General features: G+C 47.3%; 19 protein-coding genes and 1 tRNA gene. 11 read left to right on the top strand and 9 right to left on the bottom strand.

From position 1 onward, the window contains the following. Positions 1–151 precede the first annotated feature (151 nt). The 3 genes from FSB75_RS14400 (at position 152) to FSB75_RS14390 (ending at position 4539) form a co-directional block, all read left to right on the top strand. Positions 152–2608 carry a TonB-dependent receptor gene (locus FSB75_RS14400; protein WP_146788916.1) on the top strand — a complete coding sequence of 819 codons (2457 nt, stop codon included), beginning with the start codon at positions 152–154 and terminating at the stop codon, positions 2606–2608. Positions 2609–2713: 105 nt separating this feature from the next. Next, entirely contained in the window at positions 2714–3829 is a 1116-nt protein-coding gene (locus tag FSB75_RS14395) for a sensor histidine kinase (protein WP_146788914.1), read from the top strand. Further along, positions 3826–4539, top strand: coding sequence for a LytR/AlgR family response regulator transcription factor (locus tag FSB75_RS14390; RefSeq protein ID WP_146788912.1), 714 nt, complete (start codon positions 3826–3828; stop codon positions 4537–4539). Before FSB75_RS14395 ends, FSB75_RS14390 begins: the two co-directional genes overlap by 4 nt. A 151-nt stretch (positions 4540–4690) precedes the next feature. Here the strand turns inward: FSB75_RS14390 and FSB75_RS14385 are convergent, their stop codons facing one another. Next, positions 4691–5992, bottom strand: a complete 1302-nt coding sequence (locus FSB75_RS14385) for a hypothetical protein (protein WP_146788910.1) — start codon at positions 5990–5992, stop codon at positions 4691–4693. A 187-nt stretch (positions 5993–6179) separates the two neighbouring features. Next, complete coding sequence (locus tag FSB75_RS14380) at positions 6180–6644, bottom strand: DUF4920 domain-containing protein (RefSeq protein ID WP_146788908.1); 465 nt, start codon at positions 6642–6644, stop codon at positions 6180–6182. Between the two features lie 279 nt (positions 6645–6923). Here FSB75_RS14380 and recA point away from each other — a divergent pair, with 279 nt between their 5' ends. The 3 genes from recA (at position 6924) to FSB75_RS14365 (ending at position 10615) form a co-directional block, all read left to right on the top strand. Then, positions 6924–7931: a recombinase RecA gene (gene recA, locus FSB75_RS14375; RefSeq protein ID WP_146788906.1), complete on the top strand. Its 1008-nt coding sequence runs from the start codon at positions 6924–6926 to the stop codon at positions 7929–7931. A gap of 193 nt (positions 7932–8124) precedes the next feature. Continuing rightward, a complete protein-coding gene (gene uvrB, locus FSB75_RS14370) occupies positions 8125–10155 on the top strand; it encodes an excinuclease ABC subunit UvrB (protein WP_146788904.1) in 2031 nt (676 codons plus the stop codon). Between the two features lie 166 nt (positions 10156–10321). Further along, the gene (locus FSB75_RS14365; protein ID WP_146788902.1) at positions 10322–10615 is read left to right on the top strand and encodes a hypothetical protein; all 294 of its coding nucleotides are present in this window, start codon (positions 10322–10324) and stop codon (positions 10613–10615) included. Between the two features lie 689 nt (positions 10616–11304). On the opposite strand, the gene FSB75_RS14360 is transcribed toward FSB75_RS14365, so the two are convergent. The 5 genes from FSB75_RS14360 to FSB75_RS14340 all read right to left on the bottom strand — a co-directional run bounded on the left by FSB75_RS14360 (position 11305) and on the right by FSB75_RS14340 (position 16936). Further along, positions 11305–11679, bottom strand: a complete 375-nt coding sequence (locus tag FSB75_RS14360) for a response regulator (RefSeq protein WP_172623155.1) — start codon at positions 11677–11679, stop codon at positions 11305–11307. Positions 11680–11758: 79 nt separating this feature from the next. Next, positions 11759–12016 (bottom strand): hypothetical protein, encoded by a 258-nt coding sequence (locus FSB75_RS14355; protein ID WP_146788898.1) that lies wholly within the window; start codon positions 12014–12016, stop codon positions 11759–11761. Between the two features lie 71 nt (positions 12017–12087). Then, a complete protein-coding gene (locus FSB75_RS14350) occupies positions 12088–14004 on the bottom strand; it encodes a RecQ family ATP-dependent DNA helicase (protein ID WP_146788895.1) in 1917 nt (638 codons plus the stop codon). 18 nt (positions 14005–14022) lie between these two features. After that, positions 14023–14427 (bottom strand): four helix bundle protein, encoded by a 405-nt coding sequence (locus FSB75_RS14345; RefSeq protein ID WP_172623154.1) that lies wholly within the window; start codon positions 14425–14427, stop codon positions 14023–14025. A 391-nt stretch (positions 14428–14818) separates the two neighbouring features. Then, complete coding sequence (locus FSB75_RS14340; RefSeq protein WP_146788891.1) at positions 14819–16936, bottom strand: heavy metal translocating P-type ATPase; 2118 nt, start codon at positions 16934–16936, stop codon at positions 14819–14821. A 114-nt stretch (positions 16937–17050) separates the two neighbouring features. Here FSB75_RS14340 and tsaE point away from each other — a divergent pair, with 114 nt between their 5' ends. The 4 genes from tsaE to FSB75_RS14320 all read left to right on the top strand — a co-directional run bounded on the left by tsaE (position 17051) and on the right by FSB75_RS14320 (position 20737). Beyond that, a complete protein-coding gene (gene tsaE / locus FSB75_RS14335) occupies positions 17051–17497 on the top strand; it encodes a tRNA (adenosine(37)-N6)-threonylcarbamoyltransferase complex ATPase subunit type 1 TsaE (RefSeq protein ID WP_146788889.1) in 447 nt (148 codons plus the stop codon). A gap of 128 nt (positions 17498–17625) precedes the next feature. After that, positions 17626–18837, top strand: coding sequence for an alanine dehydrogenase (locus FSB75_RS14330; RefSeq protein WP_146788887.1), 1212 nt, complete (start codon positions 17626–17628; stop codon positions 18835–18837). A gap of 62 nt (positions 18838–18899) precedes the next feature. Beyond that, positions 18900–19655 carry a Bax inhibitor-1/YccA family protein gene (locus FSB75_RS14325; RefSeq protein WP_146788885.1) on the top strand — a complete coding sequence of 252 codons (756 nt, stop codon included), beginning with the start codon at positions 18900–18902 and terminating at the stop codon, positions 19653–19655. A gap of 332 nt (positions 19656–19987) precedes the next feature. Then, the gene (locus FSB75_RS14320) at positions 19988–20737 is read left to right on the top strand and encodes a DUF4114 domain-containing protein (protein WP_146788883.1); all 750 of its coding nucleotides are present in this window, start codon (positions 19988–19990) and stop codon (positions 20735–20737) included. A 175-nt stretch (positions 20738–20912) separates the two neighbouring features. On the opposite strand, the gene FSB75_RS14315 is transcribed toward FSB75_RS14320, so the two are convergent. Beyond that, positions 20913–20985, bottom strand: a tRNA-Phe gene (locus tag FSB75_RS14315). A 101-nt stretch (positions 20986–21086) separates the two neighbouring features. Then, positions 21087–23342: a DNA helicase RecQ gene (recQ, locus tag FSB75_RS14310; protein ID WP_146788881.1), complete on the bottom strand. Its 2256-nt coding sequence runs from the start codon at positions 23340–23342 to the stop codon at positions 21087–21089. 284 nt (positions 23343–23626) lie between these two features. Here recQ and FSB75_RS14305 point away from each other — a divergent pair, with 284 nt between their 5' ends. Further along, positions 23627–24595: a KpsF/GutQ family sugar-phosphate isomerase gene (locus FSB75_RS14305; protein ID WP_227990591.1), complete on the top strand. Its 969-nt coding sequence runs from the start codon at positions 23627–23629 to the stop codon at positions 24593–24595. The last annotated feature ends 8 nt before the right edge of the window (positions 24596–24603 follow it).

Below are 24603 nucleotides of genomic sequence, written 5' to 3'. Positions count from 1 at the left end.
CAACAAAATTAACGGTTGCGGCCAGCAATTGCCGATTGCGGTTTTTCGTCCTGCTAAAATCCTTTTTCGTGAAAAAGAATTTTAGCAGTCTGCCGGCGGTTTTACGTTTGCTCCTCTCAAACAGAAATCTCTAAAGCCAAATAATAAAATTATGAGAACACTGCTCCTCTTCCTCCTTGTCAGTTTGGCCGCTGCGGCAAATGCCCAAACGATCTCCGGTTCGGCCAAAGACGATGCCGGCGCACCGCTTTCCGGCGCTACGGTGGCGCTTGTAAAAGCAAAAGATACATCGGTCGTAAAACTGGCCGTTGCGGGTGGCAACGGTACTTATTCATTTAACAGCATTAACCAGGGCACATACCGCGTAATGGTGAGCCACGTGGGTTACAATCCGGCTTTGTCGCCTTCGTTTTCGGTGGCAAACGATAACGTAACCGCACCAGCACTCACCGCCACCAAAGCCTCCAGCGATTTGAAAGGCGTTACCGTATCGGCACGCAAACCCATGGTGGAAGTGCGGGCCGACAAAACCGTTTTAAACGTAGAAGGCACTATCAACGCCGCGGGTTCTGACGGCCTTGAACTTCTGCGCAAGTCGCCCGGCGTTACCGTGGACAAAGACGAAAATCTTTCTGTAAACGGCAAGAACGGCGTACAGGTTTACGTGGATGGCCGTCCTACACCGCTGTCGGGATCTGATCTGGCCAATTTTTTAAAGTCCATGCAATCTTCGCAAATCGAATCCATTGAAATCATTACCAATCCTTCGGCTAAATATGAAGCCGCAGGCAACGCCGGCATCATCAACATTCGTTTGAAAAAGAACAAAGCTTACGGTGTGAACGGGTCGGTGACGGCCGGTTATGCCATTGGTGTGTTTCCAAAATACAACGGCAGCTTTAACCTGAACTACCGCAATAAGGCCTGGAATCTGTACGGCACGTACAGCGTATCGAAAGGATTAAACCACAACCCAATTGAACTGTACCGCACCGTGGCCGATACCGTCTTTGACGGCAAAGGTTATTTCCGTTACGACAACCAAAACCACAACCTGAAACTGGGTGCCGATTACACGCTGGATAAGAAGTCGTCGGTTGGTGTTTTGCTTACCGGTACGATTTCAGATCCTGAGGTGAGCAATTACAACCGCACCGTGATTTCGCCCAAATCAACCGGCATTCCCGACAGAGTTCTTGTGGCCGACAACCATTCAAACCTGAAGCGCGACAACTACAACCTGAACCTGAATTACAATTACCTGGATGCCGCCGGCAAAAACCTGACGTTGAACTTCGACAACGGTTATTACGACAACCACAACGATCAGTACCAGCCAAACTATTATTATACGCCGGATGAAAGAACAATCACTCGTTCGGTGATTTACCAAATGATTGCGCCGACAAAGATTCACATCAATTCGGGCAAGGTAGATTACGAACAAAATGCCTGGGGCGGCAAGCTTGGTTTGGGCGGAAAAATTTCGTTTGTAAATACCGACAACGATTTTCAACGCTACGACGTGATCGGTGGTGTAAATACGTTGGACCAAGACCGCAGCAACCGTTTTCAATACAAAGAAAACATCAACGCCGTTTACGCCAACTGGAACCGTGCATACAAAGGCGTGATGGTGCAGGCCGGCTTGCGGGTAGAAAATACCAACAACAAAGGCACCTCGGACGGACAAACAAAAGCGGGTAGTGGTTATCAGCCGTGGTCTTCATCATTTGAAAGAAACTACACCAATTTCTTCCCCAGCGCAGCCGTTACGTTTAACAAAAACCCGATGAACCAATGGAGCCTCACGTACAGCCGCCGCATTGACCGTCCGGCTTACCAGGACCTGAATCCGTTTGAATTCAAACTGGACGAATACACATACATGAAGGGTAACATTGATTTACGTCCGCAGTTCACCAACAGCTACGGCATTACACGGATTTACAAATACCGTTTAACAACAACGTTGAACTACAGCCATATTTCGGACTTATTTGCGCAAGTGCCCGACACGGTAGAAAAATCCAAGTCAATTTTGACCAAAAGAAACCTGGCGCAGCAAGACGTGTTCAGCCTGAACGTAAGCTATCCGTTTCAATACAAAGCCTACAGCCTTTTTGCCAACCTGAATGCCAATTACTCGATGTACAAAGCCAACCTTGAAGGACGCAAGATTGATTTGAACGCAGTGGGCGGCACGTTGTACATGCAAAACACCTTGCGCTTTGCCAAAGTGTGGACGGCCGAGTTAAGCGGTGTGTATGTTGCGCCAAGCGTCTTTATGGGCACACTTAAATCAAAAGGCATGGGCGGCTTGGACCTTGGATTGCAAAAGCAGATTTTCAAGGGCAACGGTACCATCAAAGTTTCCGGCACGGATCTTTTGCACACGTTCCGTTTCCGCGGCACCTCCGATTTTGCCGGTCAAAAACTGAATGTCCTGGCCCGCTGGGAATCACAGCAGTTTAAGGTGAACTTTACCTGGCGCTTTGGCAGCACAACCGTAAAAGCGGCCAAGCAAAAAGCCGGCGCTTCGGAAGACGAGAAGAAAAGAGCCGAGCAGCAAGGCGGCGGCTTCGGTGTGGGCTCCGGCAACAATTAATGATCCGTGAGACGTCAAACGTCAAACGTGAGACGGGTGAATTTCGGTCTGAAAGTCCCACCGGTTTCACGTCTCACGTTTGACGTTTCGCTTTTAAAACAAAAAATGAAAATTCCTTCCCTGCTTCACCGGCGTCGTTACAGTTTTGGCAGAGTGTTTTGGATTACGCTGGCCATTTACCTGGGGTTTACGTTTATCGGCTTAATCGGCATGTACGTAACACCGCAGGCCAACAAAGCACCCAATTGGGACCTTGTTTTTAGCTGGCCAAATCTGTTGAGCAAGGTTTTCAGCGTTTTCTTTTTTGCCTTTTTTTATTTTGTTACCCTCAACATGTTTTACCGCCTCTTTGCAGGCAAGCACAGGGCCTTGCAGTTTGTTCAGCCTGTGGTTATGAGCCTTCTTTTGATGGGCGCTTATTATGCCTTTTCCTTCCTTTGTCTCGACAAGCTCAAATATTCCATCTCGACGGCTCATCCAAATCTTGAAGAAGAACTGACGGTGGGACTGATGGTCTTCGTCTTCTTTGTTTCGTCGCTCGTGATTACCGGCGTTTCCATGTTGCTGGCTTATTTCACTTACTTGCGCGACGAAAGAAAGCAACGCAAAATTCTGGAAGCACAAAAGATGCAGTTGGAGGTGGAGAAGTCGCAAGCCAATTTCAATTTTTTGAAGGCGCAGATCAACCCGCATTTTTTACACAACACCCTGAATTTTTTATACGCCAAATCACTGCCTTACTCAAGTGAATTATCGGAAGGCATTCTGACGCTTTCGGACATTATGCGCTATGCGCTTGGCCCGGCCGCAAGAGACGGCAAAGTGATGTTGAAAGAGGAGATTGAACACGTGCGCAACGTGATTAAAATAAACCAGCTTCGCTTCTCCAACAACTTGAACGTGCAGTTCGACGTGAACGGCGTGGTGAACGGCGCCACCATCGTTCCATTTGTGCTGATCACGATTGTTGAAAACGCATTCAAGCACGGTGACTTAAAAGACCAGGACCGCCCCATCGTCATTAACTTAAATATTGAAGACGAGGCTGTGACTTTCTTTTGCCGCAACAAAAAGAAAGCGGGTCCGAAAGAAATTTCCACCGGCATTGGCTTGGACAACATCAAAAAACAATTAGACTTAACCTACGGCAGAAATTATTCGCTGCAAGTAAAGGACGATACCGAATTTTACACCGCAGAATTAACCATCACCCAGCTATGATCAACTGCCTGATTGTGGACGACGAACAGCACGCTATTGACATCCTCGTTCATTACGTGACCCAAACGCCGTTTTTGCGCCTGTCGGCCAGTACCACCAATCCCATTGAAGCCTTGCAAATTGCAAGCGAGCAAAAGATTGACCTTGTTTTTCTCGACATTCAAATGCCCGAACTCACGGGCATTGATTTCATTAAGGCCATTCGCGGAAAAGCCGAGATAATCCTAACTACGGCGTACAGCGAATTTGCCCTCGAAAGCTACGAGCTTGACGTAGTGGATTATCTTTTAAAGCCCATTCGCTATCCGCGTTTTTTACAGGCCGTACAAAAAGTGATGAAGGAAACGTCGGAGGAAGAAGAAGACACAGCAGCGGAAGACGATTACATTTTTGTAAAAACCGAATCGAAAGGAAAGCTGCTGAAGATTAACCTTGCCGATATTGATTACATCGAAGGCATGAAAAATTACGTGGCCATTCATTGTGGCGCAAAAAAAACCCTTGTTTACACCAGCATGAAAGAACTCGAAGAACGCCTGCCGCACAAAAGCTTTCTGCGTGTACACAAATCGTTCATTGTTCCCGTTACAAAGATTACCGGCATTGAAGGCAATCTTTTGCGCCTGAAGGCCGTGACCGATGAAATTTTAATCGGCGAAAGCTACAAGGCCGATTTAATGGAGATTATTCGCGGGAAGATGATACAGTGAGGTGAGATGTCAAATGTGGGACTTGTCAAACATTTTGTTACAGCCTGTCTTGCGATAGGCTGTTTGTTTTTTAAACAAATGTTGCATCCAACAACTGGCTAATATCAAAACAATAACGGCGTGCACAGTCTCACGTTTCACGTTTGACATCTCACCTCAAAAGCGCCACAGGCTCGTTGCCTACGGCCGAAAGCACGCTGTACTCAAGCCTTGTTGCCGTGGCATGTTCAGGAACAGAAACAGTTCCGCTTTGCTTGCTTTTTATATTGCTAAACGTGATGGTTTTTTTGTCCAACAAATCGTTGTCGTCGTTGTAATAACGTACTTCGATAACCGCTTTCGCCAGCGTTTCGCTGCTTCGGTTGGTGAGCGTTGCTTTGGCGCCTTTAATGCCCATCATCCAACTGTTGGGAATGTCAAATTTTACCGTCACCATTTGCACAAGCGATGAACCGGCTTCGCGCCGTGTAGATTGCCGGGCGCCGTTGTCGTTTTCCGCAGGCTTTGCTTCTTCTTTTTTGTCTTCGGGCTTTTTGTGAAAGAGGTCATGAATTCTCTCCTTCAGCGATTTTTTTTCCTTTGATGCATCTGCTGTTACCGGTTCTTTTTTTTCTTCTGCAACCGGCTTGTTTTCTTCTTTTGCAACCGGCGTGTAATCGTTCTGTTTTTCGATGGCAGCGGCGGCGACCTCTTTTGACGGATGCTTCGCAGGCGTTTGCTGTTTTACCGGTTCCGCATTTTTACCGGCAATTGCATTCTTGGCCGTTTTTTCTTTTTTAGCCGTTAAAGAATGAAGCGCCGTTTTTTGCGGCGCCGGTTTCTCTTCTGACGGCGTGTTTTCGGGCAACGAAGAAGCAGGTGTAGCAACGGCCATTTGTTCGGAAGGTGTATTTATAATTTCTGCCTTGGGCTTATTGGCAATCTTCCAAACGACAAACAAGGCCCCCGCCAGACAGCACAAAACCACGATGCCGCTTTTGGAAAACAACGGTTTTCTCTTTGCCTTTTTCCGGTAAGCCCAGTTCATGTAATCCGTTTCTATTTCATCAAGGCTTTTGGTGTAAGCAGTTTTTAATTCCGCAGGCTCAGATTGAACAGGGCTTGTAAAGACGGGTACTTCTTGTTCAACGGCTGGCAACGGCTTCGGAGAAATTTGTTGCGCCGTTTCTTTTACAACGCTGACCGCAGGCATGGAAACGAATATTTTTTTCGGCGCCGCCGGTTCTGTTTTGGAGAAGGTGCTTTGGGCGGTTGTTTCTACCGGTGATGTCGGTTTTTCCAGGAAAGGCAAATGCGGCCGAAGCGCTTCAATCTCCTGCGGATAATACCAACCGGCGCTTTTGCCTTCGATCCAAATAAGGTCAAAAGGCTTCAGGTCAAATTGCAGCAGTTCGTTTAAATTAAACGGGCCGGTTTGCTGGTTGTTGCGAAGAAGCAAATAAACCTTTTGCATAGTTGTGGGCTTTATGGCAGAAACGAATAAGCACGGAACGTACCACAGAATTGCGGCGGTATGTTTTCGGTCTTAAATAAAAGCTAATACCTTTTGGATAGCGGAAAAAGCGCCTGATCTCATTAGGGTTGAGACAAAAAAATCTTCCGCAGGCGGAAGATTTTTCAAACGTTTTTTTGAGTAGAAATTAGTCCAGCACTTTCACGCCTTTGGCGGCAAACTGCACGTCTTTTTCCGGTCCTTTTATTTTGGCAATTTCTTCTTTCGATTTGCCGGCGTCTTCGGCGTAGTGCCTGCGCATTTCTTCGGAGGTTTCTTTTACCGTAGCGCTGCCTTCAATTAAAACGGTTTTGCCCACGATGTTTTCGGGCATCAGAAACTTGTGGTCTTTGGCGCGAACCATCATGCTGGTGCCGTCGGCTTTTTGTACTTTAATCCAGCAACCTTCTGCTTTGCATACGTCTGTTACTTTGGCTTTTATTTGTCCGTTAAATTCGTTTTTCACCAACTTGGTTTTTATTTCGTCCGGCGTTACCGGTTTGTTCTCCGGCGAAACCGTTCCATACACAACGCCTTTAGCCGCGGAAATCTTCTCCTGCGCATTTGCAGCAAGTGTAAACAAGGTAAAAACAGTTAGCAATGTTCTTTTCATCGCGTATAATTTTAAGCAGCCAAAGATAAGCACCACGGCGTGCAAAGACTTATTCCCAGTCCCAAAATTTCATCGTGAAAAATTCAGCGTAAGCGACAAAATAAAACCCCGGATGAACCTTCTTTTCTTTAACCTTTTCTTGCTCCAAATTCGACAAATTTTTACCCCGTTTCTTTGCTAAAATCGTTAGCTTTACGCTCTAATAAATTTTAAAGAACGGGCGGCGAAAAAGCCTAATTTTAAGTCACCTTTCTTACTCAAAAAATCAAAATCAGAAACATGTCAAACGCTGAAAAATTAAAAGCACTGAAGCTTACCATGGACAAAATAGACAAGGACTTTGGCAAGGGCAGTGTGATGATGATGAACGAACGCGGCGAACAAACCCAGGAAGTGGTTTCTACCGGCTCTATCGGGCTGGATTCGGCCTTGGGAATTGGCGGTTTGCCCCGCGGCCGCGTGGTAGAGATTTACGGCCCGGAAAGCTCCGGTAAAACCACCATTGCGACCCACGTGATTGCCGAAGCGCAAAAGAAAGGCGGCATGTGTGCCATCATTGATGCGGAACACGCCTTTGATAGCTCGTATGCACAAAAGCTCGGCGTTGACATTGACAACTTATTGATCTCTCAACCCGATTACGGAGAACAAGCCCTTGAGATTGCCGACCGTTTGATTCTTTCCGGTGCTTTAGACGTTGTGGTAATTGACTCCGTAGCCGCACTGGTTCCGAAAGGCGAATTAGAAGGCGAAATGGGCGACAGCAAAATGGGTTTACAGGCACGTTTGATGTCGCAGGCTTTGCGTAAGCTTACTGCCACCATTTCCAAAACAAACACCATCTGTATTTTCATCAACCAGCTTCGCGAAAAAATCGGCGTGATGTTCGGTAACCCCGAAACCACAACCGGCGGTAACGCGTTGAAGTTTTACGCTTCTGTACGTTTGGATATTCGCCGCATGACGCAGATTAAAGACGGCGAAGAAGCCATCGGTAACCGCGTAAAAGTAAAAGTGGTGAAGAACAAAGTGGCGCCGCCGTTTCGCGTAGCCGAATTTGACCTTGTGTTTGGCGAAGGCATTTCCAAGATTGGCGAGATCCTGGACATGGGCGTGGACATGGGCATTGTGCAAAAAAGCGGTAGCTGGTTTAGCTACGACAGCAACAAGCTCGGCCAAGGCCGCGAAGGCGTGAAGCAACTCCTAAAGGATAATCCCGAACTGGCGAACGAACTCGAAGCCAAAATCAGGGCAAAGATTACCGAGATGCAAACGGCATCAGCCTAAACCTTACGATAATGAATCCCGCCTGAACGGCGGGATTTTTTTCACCACAGATTTGAAGATTTTAAACGGATTGGCTGGATTTTCAAACGCCGTCTTTTTGCACGAAAATTGTAATTCTTTAAAACGCAAATTCATTCAAACATTCGACTAATTCGCGTACTCAGCGGTTAGCTTTGTTATTTCGATTCAAGACATGGGATTTCAGATTCAATCTCCTTACAAACCCGCCGGCGACCAGCCCACGGCCATTCAGCAACTCACCGAAGGCATCTTGAGCGGTGAAAAGCACCAGACACTTCTGGGTGTAACCGGCTCGGGCAAAACCTTTACCGTTGCCAACGTTATTCAGAACGTGCAGCGGCCAACACTTGTGCTTACGCACAACAAAACCCTTGTGGCGCAATTGTATGGCGAGTTCAAAGGATTTTTTCCGGACAATGCGGTTGAATACTTTGTTTCCTATTACGATTATTATCAGCCCGAGGCTTACATGCCCACAACCGATACATACATTGAGAAAGATTTAAACATCAACGAGGAATTGGACAAGCTCCGGCTGCGGGCCACAACGTCCCTGCTTTCGGGCCGGAGAGACATCATCGTAGTGGCGAGTGTGAGTTGCATTTACGGCATGGGCAATCCTACCGATTACGAAAGCGGCATCATTCGCATTGCCAAAGGCGATAGATTATCGCGTCAAGGCTTTCTTCACTCATTGGTCAACTCGCTTTACAACCGCACGTCTATCGAGTTTACCCGCGGCACATTTCGCGTAAAAGGTGATACGGTTGATATCAATTTGCCCTACGTGGACTTTGGTTATCGCATCACTTTTTTTGGTGATGAAATTGAAGAGATAGAAAGCATAGACGTACAGCAGGGAAAGCGAATCGGCAAGTTGGACAATGCGGCCATCTTTCCCGCTAATTTATACGTGGCGCCAAAGGACATGATTCAAAACGTGATGTATGAAATACAGGACGAGATGCAGGCGCAAGTGGAGTACTTTAAAAGCGTGGGGAAGTTTATTGAAGCGCAGCGATTGAAAGAAAGAGTGGAATACGATTTGGAAATGATTCGCGAACTGGGTTTTTGCAACGGCATTGAAAACTATTCGCGGTTTTTCGACAGGAGAAAACCCGGCACAAGGCCTTTCTGTTTGCTGGATTATTTTCCGAAAGATTTTTTGTGTGTGATTGATGAAAGCCACCAAACTATTCCCCAGGTAAGCGGCATGTACGGCGGCGACAGAAGCCGTAAAATAACCTTGGTTGATTATGGCTTTCGGCTGCCATCGGCGCTTGATAACCGGCCCTTAAACTTTCATGAATTCGAGAACCTGCTGAATCAAACCATATACGTGAGTGCCACACCCGGCGATTACGAACTGGAACAAACCGGCGGCGTGGTTGTAGAACAAGTCGTTCGTCCAACGGGCTTGCTGGAACCGCCGATTGACGTTCGTCCAAGTGTAAACCAAATTGATGATTTGCTGGATGAAATTGACAAGCGGGTAAAGAAAGGCGACCGCGTTTTGGTAACAACACTTACCAAACGCATGGCCGAGGAAATGGACAAATACCTGAAGCGCATTGACATCAAATCGAGATACATTCACAGCGACATAGATGCGCTGGAAAGAGTAGAGATTTTGCGCGACTTGCGGCTTGGAAAGATCGACGTTTTGGTTGGCGTAAACCTCTTGCGCGAAGGGTTGGATTTGCCCGAAGTTTCTCTTGTGGCCATTCTCGATGCCGACAAAGAAGGCTTTCTGCGCAACGAACGAAGCCTTACGCAAACCGCCGGCCGTGCGGCCCGCAACGTAGAAGGCCTGGTGATTTTTTATGCCGATAAGATGACCGAAAGCATGCAGCGTACAATAGATGAAACCGACAGAAGAAGAGAAAAGCAACTTGCTTACAATACGCAGTACGGCATTGTGCCCACAACGGTAAAAAAATCCGTACAGCAAATCATGGGACAGACGGCCGTTCTCGAAATCAAAGGCTATGACCCTGATTCACCATTTGCCATAGATGAAATTCCCGTTGCAAAAGCCGCAGAAGATGAAGCGGAATACACCACCATTCCGCAAATGGAAAAGAAAATCGCTTCGACCAAAAAAGAAATGGAAAAGGCGGCACGCGACATGGACTTTATGGAAGCCGCAAGGCTGCGCGACGAAATGTTTGCACTGCAAAAAAAACTGGAAACAATGAAGTAAGCAGCGCAACGGAGAGGAACGCAAAGCCATTAACGCATTTGCCCTGATTAACTGCCGGTATTTTTACGAATAATATTTGGTAGAACTGCCCGATTTTTTTAGATGAGGCGCAAATAGTTGGTAATGTTCGGCAGTGACTCTACATTAGAGAATCAATCCAATTTTTATGAAGCAGCTTTCAATACGATTAATTGCTCCATTTTTTTCGCTGTATTCAGTTGCGCTTCGCCTGGTTTATTTTACAAGCCGCAGTGCGAACCGCGCTATCACCACGCCGCAACGCCTGGTAGGCAAATGGCGGCTTTACCTGAACTATTGTCCCGAGTGCAACTCCTGTGCGCCCAAGCTGCATCATTGCGACGTTTGCAAGGCCGACACGAAGTCTTATTTTGCCTGGAACAAAGAAGTAGAAAAAACCTGGTGGAAACGATACGCGGAGAAACACCACATTGCCGCGTAAAAACTTTTCGCTAACCTTTTATAAAAGCCCGCATTGCGGGCTTTTTGTTTTAGAGCAAATGATCTCGCAAAAAGATTTACGTGTTTTCGCTTATTTTTTTTCAAGTAGTTGCACTTGTGGAGTAACCGGGTTAGTTTCGCCTCCAAATCCCAATGTCATGAAACGCCGCTTCCGCCGTTTGCTTAATTTTTGTTCGTTTACGCTACTGGCTTGTTCTGTTTATTTAAACTTTATACACAAGGAAACCTCGGGAGTAGCTGGGCTCAGCGAATCCTACAAATGCGCTCCAGGCACCATTGCAAGTGAAGGCCAGCCAAAGAGCTTTGTCACCAAAGCGCAGGCGCATACTCTAATCATGCACAAATAGTTTTTGCGGCGCACAGAATTTTTTTGGAGCCAGCCCCGGTAATTCTGTTGGGCACTGGTTGCGTCGCACTCTTCAGGGTTCAGAACATTGCTGAACGGAAAGTATAAAATGGATGATTTATCCCGGCCATCTTATACATTCCATAAATTTCTGTTCAGACCCATAGCGAACAAAGCGCACAAGGGTGCCTTCGATTTCGCTCAAATGAAACCGCAACGACGGTCAATGAATAGAAAGATCATTGCTGCACGAAAAATTTGTATCTGAAAGCAGCCGGTGAAGCGGCTGCATGCGTGCTTGTTTTTAGGAATGCGAATTGAGGTTAGGCTTCCACCGGTGCGATTTGGCGCTGCACCTTTTCCAGAAGCTCGTCGTAGTTAAAAGGCTTCGGAATAAAGTCATCAGCACCAACGGCGTACAGCGATTCGTTTTCAGCGTCAATGCCCGACATCATAATAACCTTGGTGCCACATGTGTCCGGATCGTGTTTCAACAGGCTGCAAAACTCGCGGCCATCCTGGTCTTTAATAAACACGTCCATCAATATCAGCGAGGGCTGGTGAATTTTTATTTTTTGTGCCGCTTCTTCTACGCAACAGGCTTGTACCACCTCGTAGCCCTGTGATTTTAAAATGATCTGCACAATCAGCAACAGGTCCTTGTTATCGTCGAGCAGCAGAATCTTTTTGTCACTCATGGTAGGCGTTTGCCTTGCTCTTTCCAAAAACCTTTCCAAACTTGTTAAAGACTCTGCGTAAGCCAGCAAAGACGCGGTTTCAGGAGGCCGGGCTTTGCGATTCATCGTCCAGACTGCCCTTTGCTTCGATGGCGTTTACAAGACCGCGAACAATTTCTTCGTGCTCGGGCACTCCAGTCCATCCGGCCGCGTTTTTTACCAGTGTAATTTCGGAAGGAGCATCGGCCTGCTTGTCCTTGGCCGTTCGCAGCGTGGCGGCATAACTGTTCTTGCTTTTCTTCTGCACCCGGTAGGTTGCCAGCGAACCATCCACCGACAATGCGCACATAAATTCCATGGGGATAGGCTTTTGATGAAAAGGCAAAGGTCTGCGGAAAGGAGAAGTTTTGCAACAGCAGACTGCGCTGGCTACGCCGTTGTTTTACCGTTTAGAAAAAGACTGCCTCCGGCGCTTGTGTGAATTTTGTTTTCGGCCTGTAAAAAGCGCAGGACTTCCCAAACCTTTTCGGTGCGAAACGTTTTTAGTTCACCGATCAGGTCAGCGATGCTGAAAGCGTTTTGACCAAGAAGGCCAAGGATTGCGCTTGTAATGCGCTCAAACTCTTCAGTGGTAAGAAGGCTTTTCTTTTTTTGAAGACAGTTATCGCAAACGCCGCAATCGTTTGCCTCTGCGTCGCCAAAATAATGACCGGTAAACCGGCTGCGGCAGGAAGATGAACGGATGTACTGAATCATCTTTTGTACCCGTGCAACAAAGACTTCTTTGCGGCTGTTGTAAGCTGCCAGGTTGATGCGCAGATCATTTGTCGCAACACGGTTTTTTAAGAACATTAATTGCGGGGCATCGTTCTGCGGCGTGTAGCGAACAATGCCGTAGGCCGAAATCTTTTGCAGGTTTTCCTTCACCGCTCCCTCTTCTTCTCGTAACAATTTTGCAAGCAAAGTTTCCGAAATAAAGACGGGAAAATCAAAGATGCCTTCGTACGTGCGGAGCAGGGTGGTCAACGTGCTTTCATATTCCGGATGATTTTGGTAGAACTCGTACAGCCTTTCTTTTGATGCGGTGAAACAAAGTGTGGACGGCGTGAAAGCCTTTTCGTTGTAGGAAAGCCAGCCGTCGCTTTCCAGGGCTTGCAGGGCATATAAAACCTGGTGAACGTTCAGCTTAAAGTTGCGCACAAAATCATCAAAGCGAAACGTATAGCTTCTGTCTCCACCTTCGTTAACGTGTATCTGCAAAAAATTGACAACGGCTTCGTAAACGGTTTTTATCGTTTCAAAAGAAGGATAGCGAAGCAGGTGCAGCCCTTCGAGTTCTTCAATGTTCTTTTCATCATACAACAAAACTGCGTACGCTTTTTTGCCGTCGCGGCCACAGCGTCCCGCTTCCTGATAATAATTTTCGAGGCAATCCGGCGGGTCGGTATGCACCACGATGCGCACATCGGGTTTGTCAATGCCCATGCCGAAAGCATTGGTGCAAACAATGATGCGGGTTTTGTTGCCTATCCATTCCTGTTGCCGGCTGCTTCTTTCTTCCGACGACAAACCCGCGTGGTAAAAATCAGCAGACATTCCGTGCATTTGCAGCAGCGAAGCGATTTCCTTGGTACGCTTGCGGGTTTTGCAATAAACGATGGCCGGGCCGTCAACCTTCTTTAATACATCAACGAGTTTTGTTGCTTTTGCTTCGGCATTGAAAACAGAGTAGGAGAGATTCTTTCTTTCAAAAGATTGACGAAAGATTTTTGTATGACGGAAATGAAGTTTGTCACAAATATCTTTTTGTACGGCTTCGGTTGCGGAAGCGGTAACTGCCAACACGGGAATGTTCGGCAGTTCTTCTCTTAAAGCCGCAATCTTTAAATACGAAGGCCGGAAATCATAACCCCATTGCGAGATGCAATGCGCTTCGTCCACTGCAATAAGGTTCACGTTTAGTGCCGGAAGATATTCTTTGAACAGCGATGTTTCCAATCGCTCCGGCGAAACGTAAAGAAATTTGAAATAATCCTGTCGTGCGTTTTCCAACGTTCGAAGGACGTCTTTTCGCGTCATGCCAGAATAAATCATTAAGGCACCGACGCCGCGGCTTTTGAGGGCCTCAACCTGGTCTTTCATTAAGGCAATGAGCGGCGAAACAACAAGGCAGATGCCTTCTTGCGCCAAGGCCGGAACCTGGTAGCAAATGGATTTGCCGCCGCCGGTTGGCAGCAAAGCCAATGTGTCTTTGCCGTCTAAAACCGATTGAATGATTTCCTCCTGCTGCGGACGAAAGGCTTCATAACCCCAATAACGACTCAATATGGAAAGAAGGTCCGCCATTCAGTGCAACGATACGCATTAGTTCTCTTTTTTCAAGCGGCCAAGCAACTGGTAGCAAGTAGATGAAAGCTGCTGCACTTCGTTGGTTTCTTCGGCTTTAACCAGGCCTGCTTCCACAAGTACGTCCACTGCCGCATCAATAATAAGCAGTGCGTTCTTTGCGTCCTGTAAAAATTTTTTGCGGGCTTTTTTCTTTTTCAGAAAAGCGCCTTGTGCGATGCTGATGTGCGCCGACAAAGCCGCGTGGCGAATGTATTGCGTGAGGGCTGTTTTTTCTTCGGAAGGAAGGGTGCCGGTGAGCGCATAGCAGGCAAGCACCAGCTTTTTGGAAAGCTCAAAGATGTCGAAGCTTTTTAAAGAGTACGTGCCTTGCATGAGCTGATTAGAAAGACCTAAATTAATCAATCCACGATTAAAAATCATTAAGCTCATTTCGTCAACTGCAGAAGGCTCTGCTCTCAGTACTGTTTATTTCTTCGGACCTGCCGTAGCAATGTGTCGCTGCTGTTTTCAAAATTGAGGAAAAGCGTATCGCTGTGTATCCTGAATTTCCCGCCCGTTTCCTTATCGGGAAATAAAATGATTAACGAGTCGTCAAAACATCGATACGCAAACGAACGATCGTAGATTGAATAGTAAACCGAATCCTTAAATGAAAGGATAGAGCGTTGTCTCATGAATTTAGATGCCCAACTACCGCGAATGCTTTCGCATTTATGCTGCGATGCAGATGGCTTTCCTACTGAGCCGACACAGGCAAACAAAAAGATTAAAGAATAAGTCAGCCCTTGCTTCATGATCCTGAAGATAAAATTTACACAACTTTCTTCACGTAAAGACGAACGGAATTGATGGCCAGCACCACGTCGCTAACGCCCATGACCAATGCCGCAAACGTTGGGTTGAGCAAGCCAAAAGCTGCCACCGGAATGGCGACGATATTGTACGCAAAAGCCCAGAAGAGGTTTTGCTTGATGGTGAGATAAGTGTGTTTGCCGAGGCCCAAAGCCGTTGGCAATTTTTTTAAATCGCCGCCCATTAAAACCACTTGTGCGCTTTGCATGGCAAGCTGCGAGGCTTCGCTCATGGAAATGCCGATGGTGGCTTTGGCCAAAGCCGGCGCATCGTTGATGCCGTCGCCCACCATTACGGTCGTGGCTTCTTTTGAAAGCGCCGCAATCTTTTGCAGTTTTTGTTCAGGCGTTTGTTCGGCAATGACTTCTTCAATGCCGAGTGAATCAGCAATTTGTTTGCTCTTTGCGTAGGTATCACCGCTCAGCAAAATGGTTTTGGCGCCGTGCGAGTGCAGGAACTGAACGACGGGTTTTGCTTCGGGGCGCAGCTCGTCCTGCAAGTCAATCCAACCGAGTAGTTCGCCGTTTTTGGTGACGTAAACGTTGGGATTTTTCTCGGCCACGATGCCTTCTAAAATTTTGATTGAACCAACAGCGTATTGATCGCCCTGCATGTCGGTTGCATGCAAACCAAGACCTTTTATCTCGTCAATCTTTTTCCAACGAATTTCGCTGCCTGTTTTCCATTGCGCTGTGATGCTTTTGGCCAGCGGATGCGATGAATATTTTTCCAGCGAATAAACAATGCGTTTGAATTCGTCTTCTGCAATGCCGTTTGTCAAGCTCCAATTGCTGATGGCAAATTTTCCCGTTGTCAGCGTTCCCGTTTTATCAAACACAACCTGCTTTGCGTCTTTAAAAAGCTCCAAACTTTTTGCGTTGCGAAAGAGGATGCCGTTGCGTGCGCCTCTTCCCAAGCCAACCGCAATTGCCGCCGGCGTAGCTAGGCCCATGGCGCAAGGGCAGGCAATCACCAACACGGCAATGCTGCGCAAAAGCGCCGGCGTAAAATCTTTTAAAACGACCCAGTTCACCGCAAGCGCAATCAGCGCAAGCGTAATAACCGTGGGCACAAAAACCGCACTGATTTTATCGGCCATTTGCTGCACCGGCGGCTTTTCGCCCTGCGCTTTTTTTACAAGGTTGATGATGCCGGATAAAACCGTATCGCCGCCAACTGCCGTTACCTGCGCTTTCAGCGTGCCGCTTTCCACCACGCTTCCGCCGATGATGAAGTCTTTGGCTTTCTTGTGAATGGCTGCGCTTTCGCCGGTGAGCAGGGCTTCGTTCAGTTCGGCTTCACCCCATAAAATTTTGCAATCGGCAGGCACTTGTTCGCCGGTATTTATTTGCACCAAATCACCCACTTTCAACTGCGTGTTTTCAATCGGGAAAATATGTTCTTGATGGTCACCATCGAAGGCGATCATGTTGGCCATCACCTTTTGCGATTTGGCCAACGCTTTTAATGAACGTTGCGTTGATTGAATGGAGGCATGTTCGAGGTATTCGCCAAAAAAAACAAGCGTAATGATGGTAGCGGCGGTTTCAAAAAAAAGATAGTTATCGCCCAAGCCCATGATGGCGCCAGTCAAACTGTAAACAAATGCAGCAAGTGCGCCAACGGTGATTAACACGTTCATGTTGGGTATGCCGTTGCGCAGGCTTTTAACGGCCGAGCGGCCAAAGAAATTCATGCCCACAACAAATACCGGGAATGTTAACGCCAATTGTACCCAGGGGTTCATTAAAAAATGAATGTGCAGCCCTGGAATCATGTGCAGCATCAATACGGATGTAAACGGCAGGCAAAACAAAAAGCGTTGCAGATGGTTGGCAAGAAAAGGCTTTTTTTCGATAGCCTTGCCGCCTTCTTCGCGCCTTATTTTGTAACCCATTTGCTCAATGCCTTGCGCCAGTTGCTGCGGCGCTTCTTTCTCCACCACTTCAAACGACACGTCGCCGTCAATGGCATTCACCGACACGTTTTTTGCGCCTTTGTTCTGTAAATATTTGTTGATGCTGAGCGCACAATTGGCGCAGTGCATGCCTTCTACTTTCCAAGCTATTTTTTCCATGTGCGTTGCCTTTTCCTTTGCAAAAGCAAAGGTAGAAAGTGATGCTGCCGCAGGAAAGCCGGGGACTTTTTATCTTTTCAACGGCGTTGCAAACATGGGTTAAATTTGCGCAACATGGTTACCGTTTCTATTGATCAATTGTCCTCTTTTGCGCAGGCGTTTTGGCGCCAGGCCGGCGACGCAAAAGTTTTTTTGTTTAATGGCGAAATGGGTGCAGGAAAGACTACGCTTATTGAAGCGCTTTGTGCCGCCAAAGGCGTAAAGGAACGAATGGGTTCGCCCACGTTTTCCATTATCAACCAATATAGCTACGCGGAAAACGGCGAAGAGAAAATGATTTATCACATTGACCTTTATCGTCTCAAAGACGAAGAAGAAATCATTCAGGCCGGCGTGGAAGATTGTGTTTACAGCGGCAACATTTGCTTTGTTGAATGGCCGCAAAAAGCACCGGACCTGTTTGACGATGCGGCCGTTAAAGTTTTTATTGAAGCGGTTGGCGAAACGGAACGCCGTGTGAAGCTGTTGCTGCCAAAACAGAGTGTAAAAGAACAATCGTAATTTGTCAACGAATTTTTGTTCACGGGTTCACTTGTTTACTTGTTCACCTGTTGGCGTGATGGATTTCAAAAACGTCACCGCCTTCCGTAACAAGTAAACAAGTGAACAAATAAAGATAACCAACGCCTATGTCGGTAAAGCCAATGGTGAGTACGTCGTTTAGCTACGAAACCCTGGAAGAAACATTAGACATCAAACCGAAAGGTGCGCAATTGCACATCGGCATTCCCAAAGAAACAGCCTTTCAGGAAAACCGCGTGGCGCTTACGCCGGATGCGGTTGGCGTGCTGGTAAGCAACGGCCATCACGTAACCATTGAGCACAACGCTGGCGAAGCCTGTCACTATGCCGACCGCGATTACAGCGAAGCGGGCGCCAAGATTGTTTACGAACGCGAAGAAGTGTACAAAGCGCCTATTCTTGTAAAAAGCGCACCGGTCATTGATGATGATCTTCCGTTTTTGCAACAAGGGCAAATGATAATTTCGCCCATTCATCTTTCCATTTTAAAAGCCGAGTTGTTGCAAAAGATGATGGACAAACGCATCACGGCCATCTCGTTTGAAAACTTGAAAGACGACAGCGGCTCTTATCCCATTGTGCGCAGCATGAGTGAGATTGCGGGCAGTGCGGTGATGTTGATAGCAGCGCAATATCTTTCCTCGGCCAATCACGGCAAGGGCGTTTTGCTCGGCGGCATTTCAGGCATTGCGCCTACAAAGGTCATCATCATTGGGGCGGGCATCGTGGGTGAGAATGCAGCCCGTGCGGCGCTTGCACTGGGTGCATCGGTAAAAGTTTTTGATAACAGCGTGTATCGCTTGAAACGCTTGCAGAACAACATTGGTCATCGTTTGTGGACGTCGGTGATTGAGCCGCGCATGTTGGCCAAGCAATTAAAAACCTGCGAAGTGGCGGTGGGAGCTTTGAGCAATGCCAGCGGTCGCACGCCGGTGGTTGTGACCGAAGAAATGGTGAGCAGTATGCGTACCGGTAGCGTGATCATTGACGTAAGTATTGACCGCGGCGGCTGTTTTGAAACGTCCGAAATCACCACGCATCAAAACCCTGTTTTTACCAAGTACGGTGTGATTCATTATTGCGTGCCCAACATCCCGTCGGGCTTTGCAAGAACGGCTTCGCAAGCCATCAGCAACGTGCTGATGCCGCTGCTTTTGGAGGCCGGCGAGGACGGAGGCTTTGAACACATGGTTTGGCATCAAGTACACTTACGCACCGGCATCTACATGTTCAAAGGGGCGTTGACGAATTTTTATTTGAGCGAGAGGTTTAATTTGAAATACACGGACCTTAATCTGCTCATTGCAAGTCAGCGGTAAATTGACTTTTGTTTAGTTGAATTTACATCTACATTTAAATCCTAAACCTAAACGTTTATTCTATGGGACTTTTTAAAAGCGGTAATCCGGCCATCAACGAAAAAGTATTCAACAACGTTACCGTCACAGGCAACGAAGAATTAATGACCGCAAGCGGTGCCATGAAAAAATTCGGGCTGCTGCTGGTAATGGTGCTTGGTGCGGCTTCGTTCACCTGGAGCGAATTTTTTAAAGGCGGCGATGTGATGCCTTGGGCCATTGGTGGCGCCGTTGGCGGTTTTGTACTGGCACTCGTTATCATTTTCAAGCAAAGCTGGGCGCCTTATTTGGCGCTTGGTTATGCCTTGTGTGAGGGCTTGTTTCTCGGGGCTATTTCTGCCGTTTTGGAAGCGGCGTTTGCGCAAAAATATCCCGGTCTTGTAATGCAGGCCGTGCTTATGACCTTTGGGGTGGCTGCGGGCATGTTTGTGTTGTATTATTTCCGCATCATTCGGGTCACAAACACCTTTCGCAAAATTGTTTTTACGGCCATGATCGCCATCCTGCTTTTTTACATTGTCGCCTTCATCCTCAACCTCACGGGTAGCCATTTTTATTACCTGCACGACAGTAGTCCGCTGGCCATCGGCATCAACCTGTTTGTGATTGTGATTGCCGCTTTGCGCCTCATGATTGATTTTGATTTGATTGAGCAGGGAGCCGCGCAAGGCGCACCAAAATATTTTGAATGGTACAGTGCCTTCGGCCTTATGGTAACCATGATTTGGCTGTACTTAAACATTCTGCGTTTGTTGGCGCGACTTGCGTCGAGAAAGTAATGCTTGCCGGCAAGCACAAAAAGCTCAATTGCCCGGGCAATTGAGCTTTTTGTTTATAATCTGTTGAATCACCGGCCTGCCGGATTGTTACGCAATTGTTCTCGACGTATTTCGAATATTTGACTTTCTTCCGCTGTACGATTAAACAGTTGTGTCGTACATAAAAGAAGCGAAACCCTGACCGAATTAAGGAGCAACGAAGCGTATGATTAAAAGAGGGCAGACCTATTTTTCTTGCTATTTCCAAGCTAGTTTTTTCCGTAAATCTTCGCGGCATTCGTTTTGTAGTAATTAAAACGGCCTCTACACTATTAAAACAAATTCCTCAGGCTATGAAAATGAAATCTACCTTGTTCTTTGCAGCATTGGCTGCGCTGGTTTCTTGCAAAAAAACGGAAGCAACGTCAGATGGTGCCCAATCGAAGCCAGTGTCCTTTACGGACACGTTTTACGAAAACGTTTGTACATGGGATGCTTCGGGAAGGCCTGACTGCCTTATGGCTCCTGACACTATCTCAGCAGCACTGTTTAATTTTATGAATCTCACGCTACCCGAAGGGAAGGACCTTCGCAACACCAATCCTTCACTGCTTTCGTCTAACGCCACGGCTGATATTGCCCTTACGCAGGCTTCGGATGTATACATCACGTTTCTCTACCAAGCCACTTCCTCGAACAATGCATTTGGCTATTATACATTTCCTACGGGTCAGGCGCCAAAAACAGCCAGCGATATCAAAAAAATTACCTACGTTTTTCCAAACGTCAAATCGAATTCTCCTCTGCAACCTGGCGACAAAGTGAAAATTGGGCACTTTGATGCAGGCACTTCCATTGGATTGGTGTTGTTGCAGAGCGCTTGGCAACCCGCTGCAAAAAAGCCAGATAACAATGCGATTCACTTTTGTTCCAACGATGCGCTCAATCCGGAAGTGGACGCCAACTTAAAAAAGCATGCCGTACTTGTTAATTATGCGGCAGAAAGCAAGCTTCTCATCGGCTTTGAGGACGCAGACCGGGCCACTGTCTCCTGTGATCATGACTTTAACGACGTTGTGCTTTATGCCACTGTTGTGCATTAAGACACTGCCATTCTAAGCAGCTAAAGAAAAGGATAGCGTTTTACTTGTACCCATTTAACCCGAGTGAATTGATTATGGCTGTATATAACCAGTAATGAGGAGGTGTATTTTTGGTCTCTGTTGGCGCAGAAGATACTTGAACAAAAGACCCGGCTTTTAACCGGGTCTTTTTCTGTGGTGTGGGCCGGGATCGAACCGGCGACACAAGGATTTTCAGTCCTTTGCTCTACCGACTGAGCTACCGCACCAGCCTTCCGCCAAGCGGGCAGCAAAAATAAGGAGCTAAGCGGTAAAAAGAGAAAAGAAAGAAAGAGTTTTTGAAAAATTTCTTTTCTCTTTTAATTCCAGCCTAATTGCCGTACACGCTCAAAAACTTGATTCGCATAATTTTCAACTGCTCCCAGTTGTAATTGCCGTCCGATAATTCCTGTTGTGCCACGTCCAGCGACGAGGTTTCGCAGCCCTTGAAATAATCCATAATTTCTTCCTGCTCGTATTCATCAAGCATATCCGAGATAGCGTAATCCAGGTTCAGTTTCGTCCCCGAAGCCGCAATGGTTTCCATTTCTTCCAGTAAATCATCAAGACGCAGGTCTTTGTTCTTGGCAATGATTTCCAGCGGGATTTTTTTATCTACCTGCTGAATGATGGCCACCTTGTTGCTGCTCTTGTTTACCACGCTTTTCATCACAAAATCATCCGGCTTTTCGATCTTGTTGTCCTGAACGTACTGCGCAATCAGGTCAATAAAAGGCTTGCCGTACCGAATGGCCTTGCCCTTGCTCACGCCCTGGCATTTTTCCAGTTCGGCGGTTGTGGTTGGGTACATTGTGGCCATGTCCTGCAGCGAAGTTTCCAGGAAAATTACAAAGGGCGGCAGGTTCTTTTTCTTTGCTTCTTTCTGCCGAAGTTCTTTCAGCATGTTGAACAGCTTCTCATCCAAAGCCACGCCGGTGCCTTCGTCTGTGCCTTCGTCCTCATCTTCTTCGTCGGCGTCGTCGTAAAGATGGTTGAGAACAACGGGGAAAGACTTTGGCTTCTTGAAAAACTCTTCGCCCTTTTTGGTCAGCTTCAACACGCCGTATTCTTCAATGTCTTTTTTCAGCAGGCCTTCCAGCAGCATTTGCCGGATGAGGGAATTCCAGAAATGATTGTTTTGTTCTTTGCCAATGCCAAATTCTTCCAGTCCTTCGTGGCGGAACATTTTGATCTGCGGCGTAAGATAACCGGTGATGATTTTCACGGTATAGTCCGTAGCAAACCGTTCGTCCAGCGCTTTAATTACTTTAATGGCCTGAACCACGTTTTCCTTTGCTTCTACTTTTTCTTTTGGATGCAGGCAGTTGTCGCAGGACCCGCAGGGTTTATCGCCGTACTCTTCGCCAAAATAGCTCATTAAAATTTTTCGCCGGCACACGCCGCTCTCGGCGTAGGCAACCGACTCGTTAATGAGTTGGGCGCCCACTTCGCGTTCAGTCAGCGGCTTGTCGCGCATGAGATGTTCCAGCTTGGAAACGTCTTTGTGCGAGTAATAAAGAATGCACTTGCCCTCCAATCCGTCGCGGCCCGCACGGCCGGTTTCCTGGTAATAATTTTCGATGGACTTTGGAATGTTGAAGTGAATGACAAAGCGGATGTCCGGTTTGTCAATGCCCATCCCAAAGGCGATGGTGGCCACAATCACCTGCACATCTTCGTTCAAGAATTGGTCTTGCCGCTCGGCGCGGAGTTTGGCATCGAGGCCTGCGTGATAGGCGACGGCTTTCACGCCGTTGGCCATCAGCATGTCGGCCAGTTCTTCGGTAGTCTTGCGGTTCAGTGTATAAATAATGCCGCTCTTGCCTTTGTTCTGCACAATGAATTTGGCGATGCTTTTCAGCGTTTGCTCTTTTTTAATCTTGGGCAGAATCTCGTAATAAAGATTGGGCCGGTTAAAGGAGGAAATAAAAACATTCGGGTCGCGAAGGCTGAGATTTTTGACGATGTCGCTTTGAACTTTTGGAGTGGCCGTAGCCGTAAGGGCAATTACCGGTGAAGAAGGTGAAATCTGGTCCATCATTTCGCGCAGGCGGCGGTATTCGGGACGGAAATCATGTCCCCACTCCGAAATGCAATGCGCTTCGTCCACGGCGAAAAACGAAATCTCCAGGTCGGAAAAGAAATCGAGATTGTCTTGCTTAGTCAGCGTTTCAGGCGCTACGTACAGCATCTTGGTGTGGCCGGACTTCAGGTCGTCGTGAACTTCTTTGATTTCTTTTTTGGAAAGCGTTGAGTTTAAAAAGTGTGCAATCTCGTCTTTGCTGCTGTAGCCGCGTACCAGGTCAACCTGGTTTTTCATCAACGCAATCAGTGGGCTGACCACAATGGCCACACCCGGGCTGATCATGGCCGGTAGTTGGTAGCAAAGGCTTTTGCCACCCCCGGTGGGCATGATCACAAACGTATCTTTTCCGGAGAGCAGGGAATTGATGGCGTTCTCCTGCTGTCCTTTAAAATCTTTGAAGCCAAAATGGGTAAGCAGCGCTTTTCGTAAATCGGCGCCGGTGGTTTTGAGGGTTTTGGGACTGGTTTTTCTTGAAGTGGTTTTTTTTACTGTTGGCATCATCAGGTATTTGTGCTCGAAAGCATATCATTCAAATCGCCCTTTTCAAAACAGCCGACAAGGAAAACAACACGCAGGGATTGTCTTTCGTAAGACAGGTAAGCGGCGGGAAGACGCCATTTTCATTGGGCTGTTGATTCAAAAGGGAGACGAATTTAACCCGCGAAAATTTTTTTCGGGACAGAAAATAGTTAAAATGACAACTATTGACGGTAATCACTTAGTTAAATAGAAATAATAAAGAGCATCTTCTTTCATTCCTGTTAATACCGATTATTTTTGCGGCCTTGAAAACGACGATGACGATAAAAGAGGCTGCGTTGCGAACAATTGCGATGGAAGCCGAAGCGGTGAAGAACCTGGCGAATTTGCTGGACGAAAGCTTTGAAGCAGGCGTTGCGCAACTGGCTTCCTGCAAAGGAAGAATCGTCATTAGTGGCATTGGCAAAAGTGCCATCATCGCACAAAAGATCGTGGCCACGCTTAACTCTACTGGTTCGCCGGCCATTTTTCTTCACGCGGCCGATGCCATTCACGGCGATTTGGGCATGGTACAGCAGGAAGACATCGTTATCGTCATCAGCAAAAGTGGCGAAAGCCCCGAGATAAAAATCCTTGTGCCGCTAATCAAAAACTTCGGCAATTGCCTTATGGCCATCACGGGCAACACGGCCTCTTACCTCGCTAAAAAATCGGATTTTGTTTTTAACACAACCGTAGAACAAGAGGCTTGTCCGAACAACTTGGCACCAACCACCAGTACCACGGCGCAATTGGTAATGGGCGATGCCATTGCCGTTTGCCTGATGGAGAAGCGCGGCTTTGAAGTGGAAGATTTTGCCAAGTTACATCCCGGCGGCACCTTGGGCCGGAAGCTTTACCTGCGTGTGAATGATTTGTACGTGGACAACGAAAAGCCAGAAGTGAAGGCAACGCAATCGGTGAAAGAAGTGATCATGGAAATGACGAGAACAAGGCTGGGGGTAACGGCCGTTACCGGCGCCGACGGAAAGCTCATGGGCATTATTACCGATGGCGACCTGCGGCGTATGTTGCAAAAGAGCGACAGCATCAGCAACATCCTGGCAAGAGACATCATGACTTTCAATCCTAAAACCATAGCGCCAGGCGAAATGGCCGTGAATGCGCTGGATCTTATGCGCAAGGCCGAAATCACACAACTTGTTGTTGCCGAAGGAGACAGTTATCTTGGCGTGCTGCATCTGCACGACCTGGTAAAACAAGGACTGATTTAAACCCGAAT

The sequence above is a fragment of the Flavisolibacter ginsenosidimutans genome, from assembly GCF_007970805.1.
Taxonomy (GTDB): domain Bacteria; phylum Bacteroidota; class Bacteroidia; order Chitinophagales; family Chitinophagaceae; genus Flavisolibacter; species Flavisolibacter ginsenosidimutans.
This window is presented reverse-complemented; position numbering and strand designations above follow the sequence as displayed.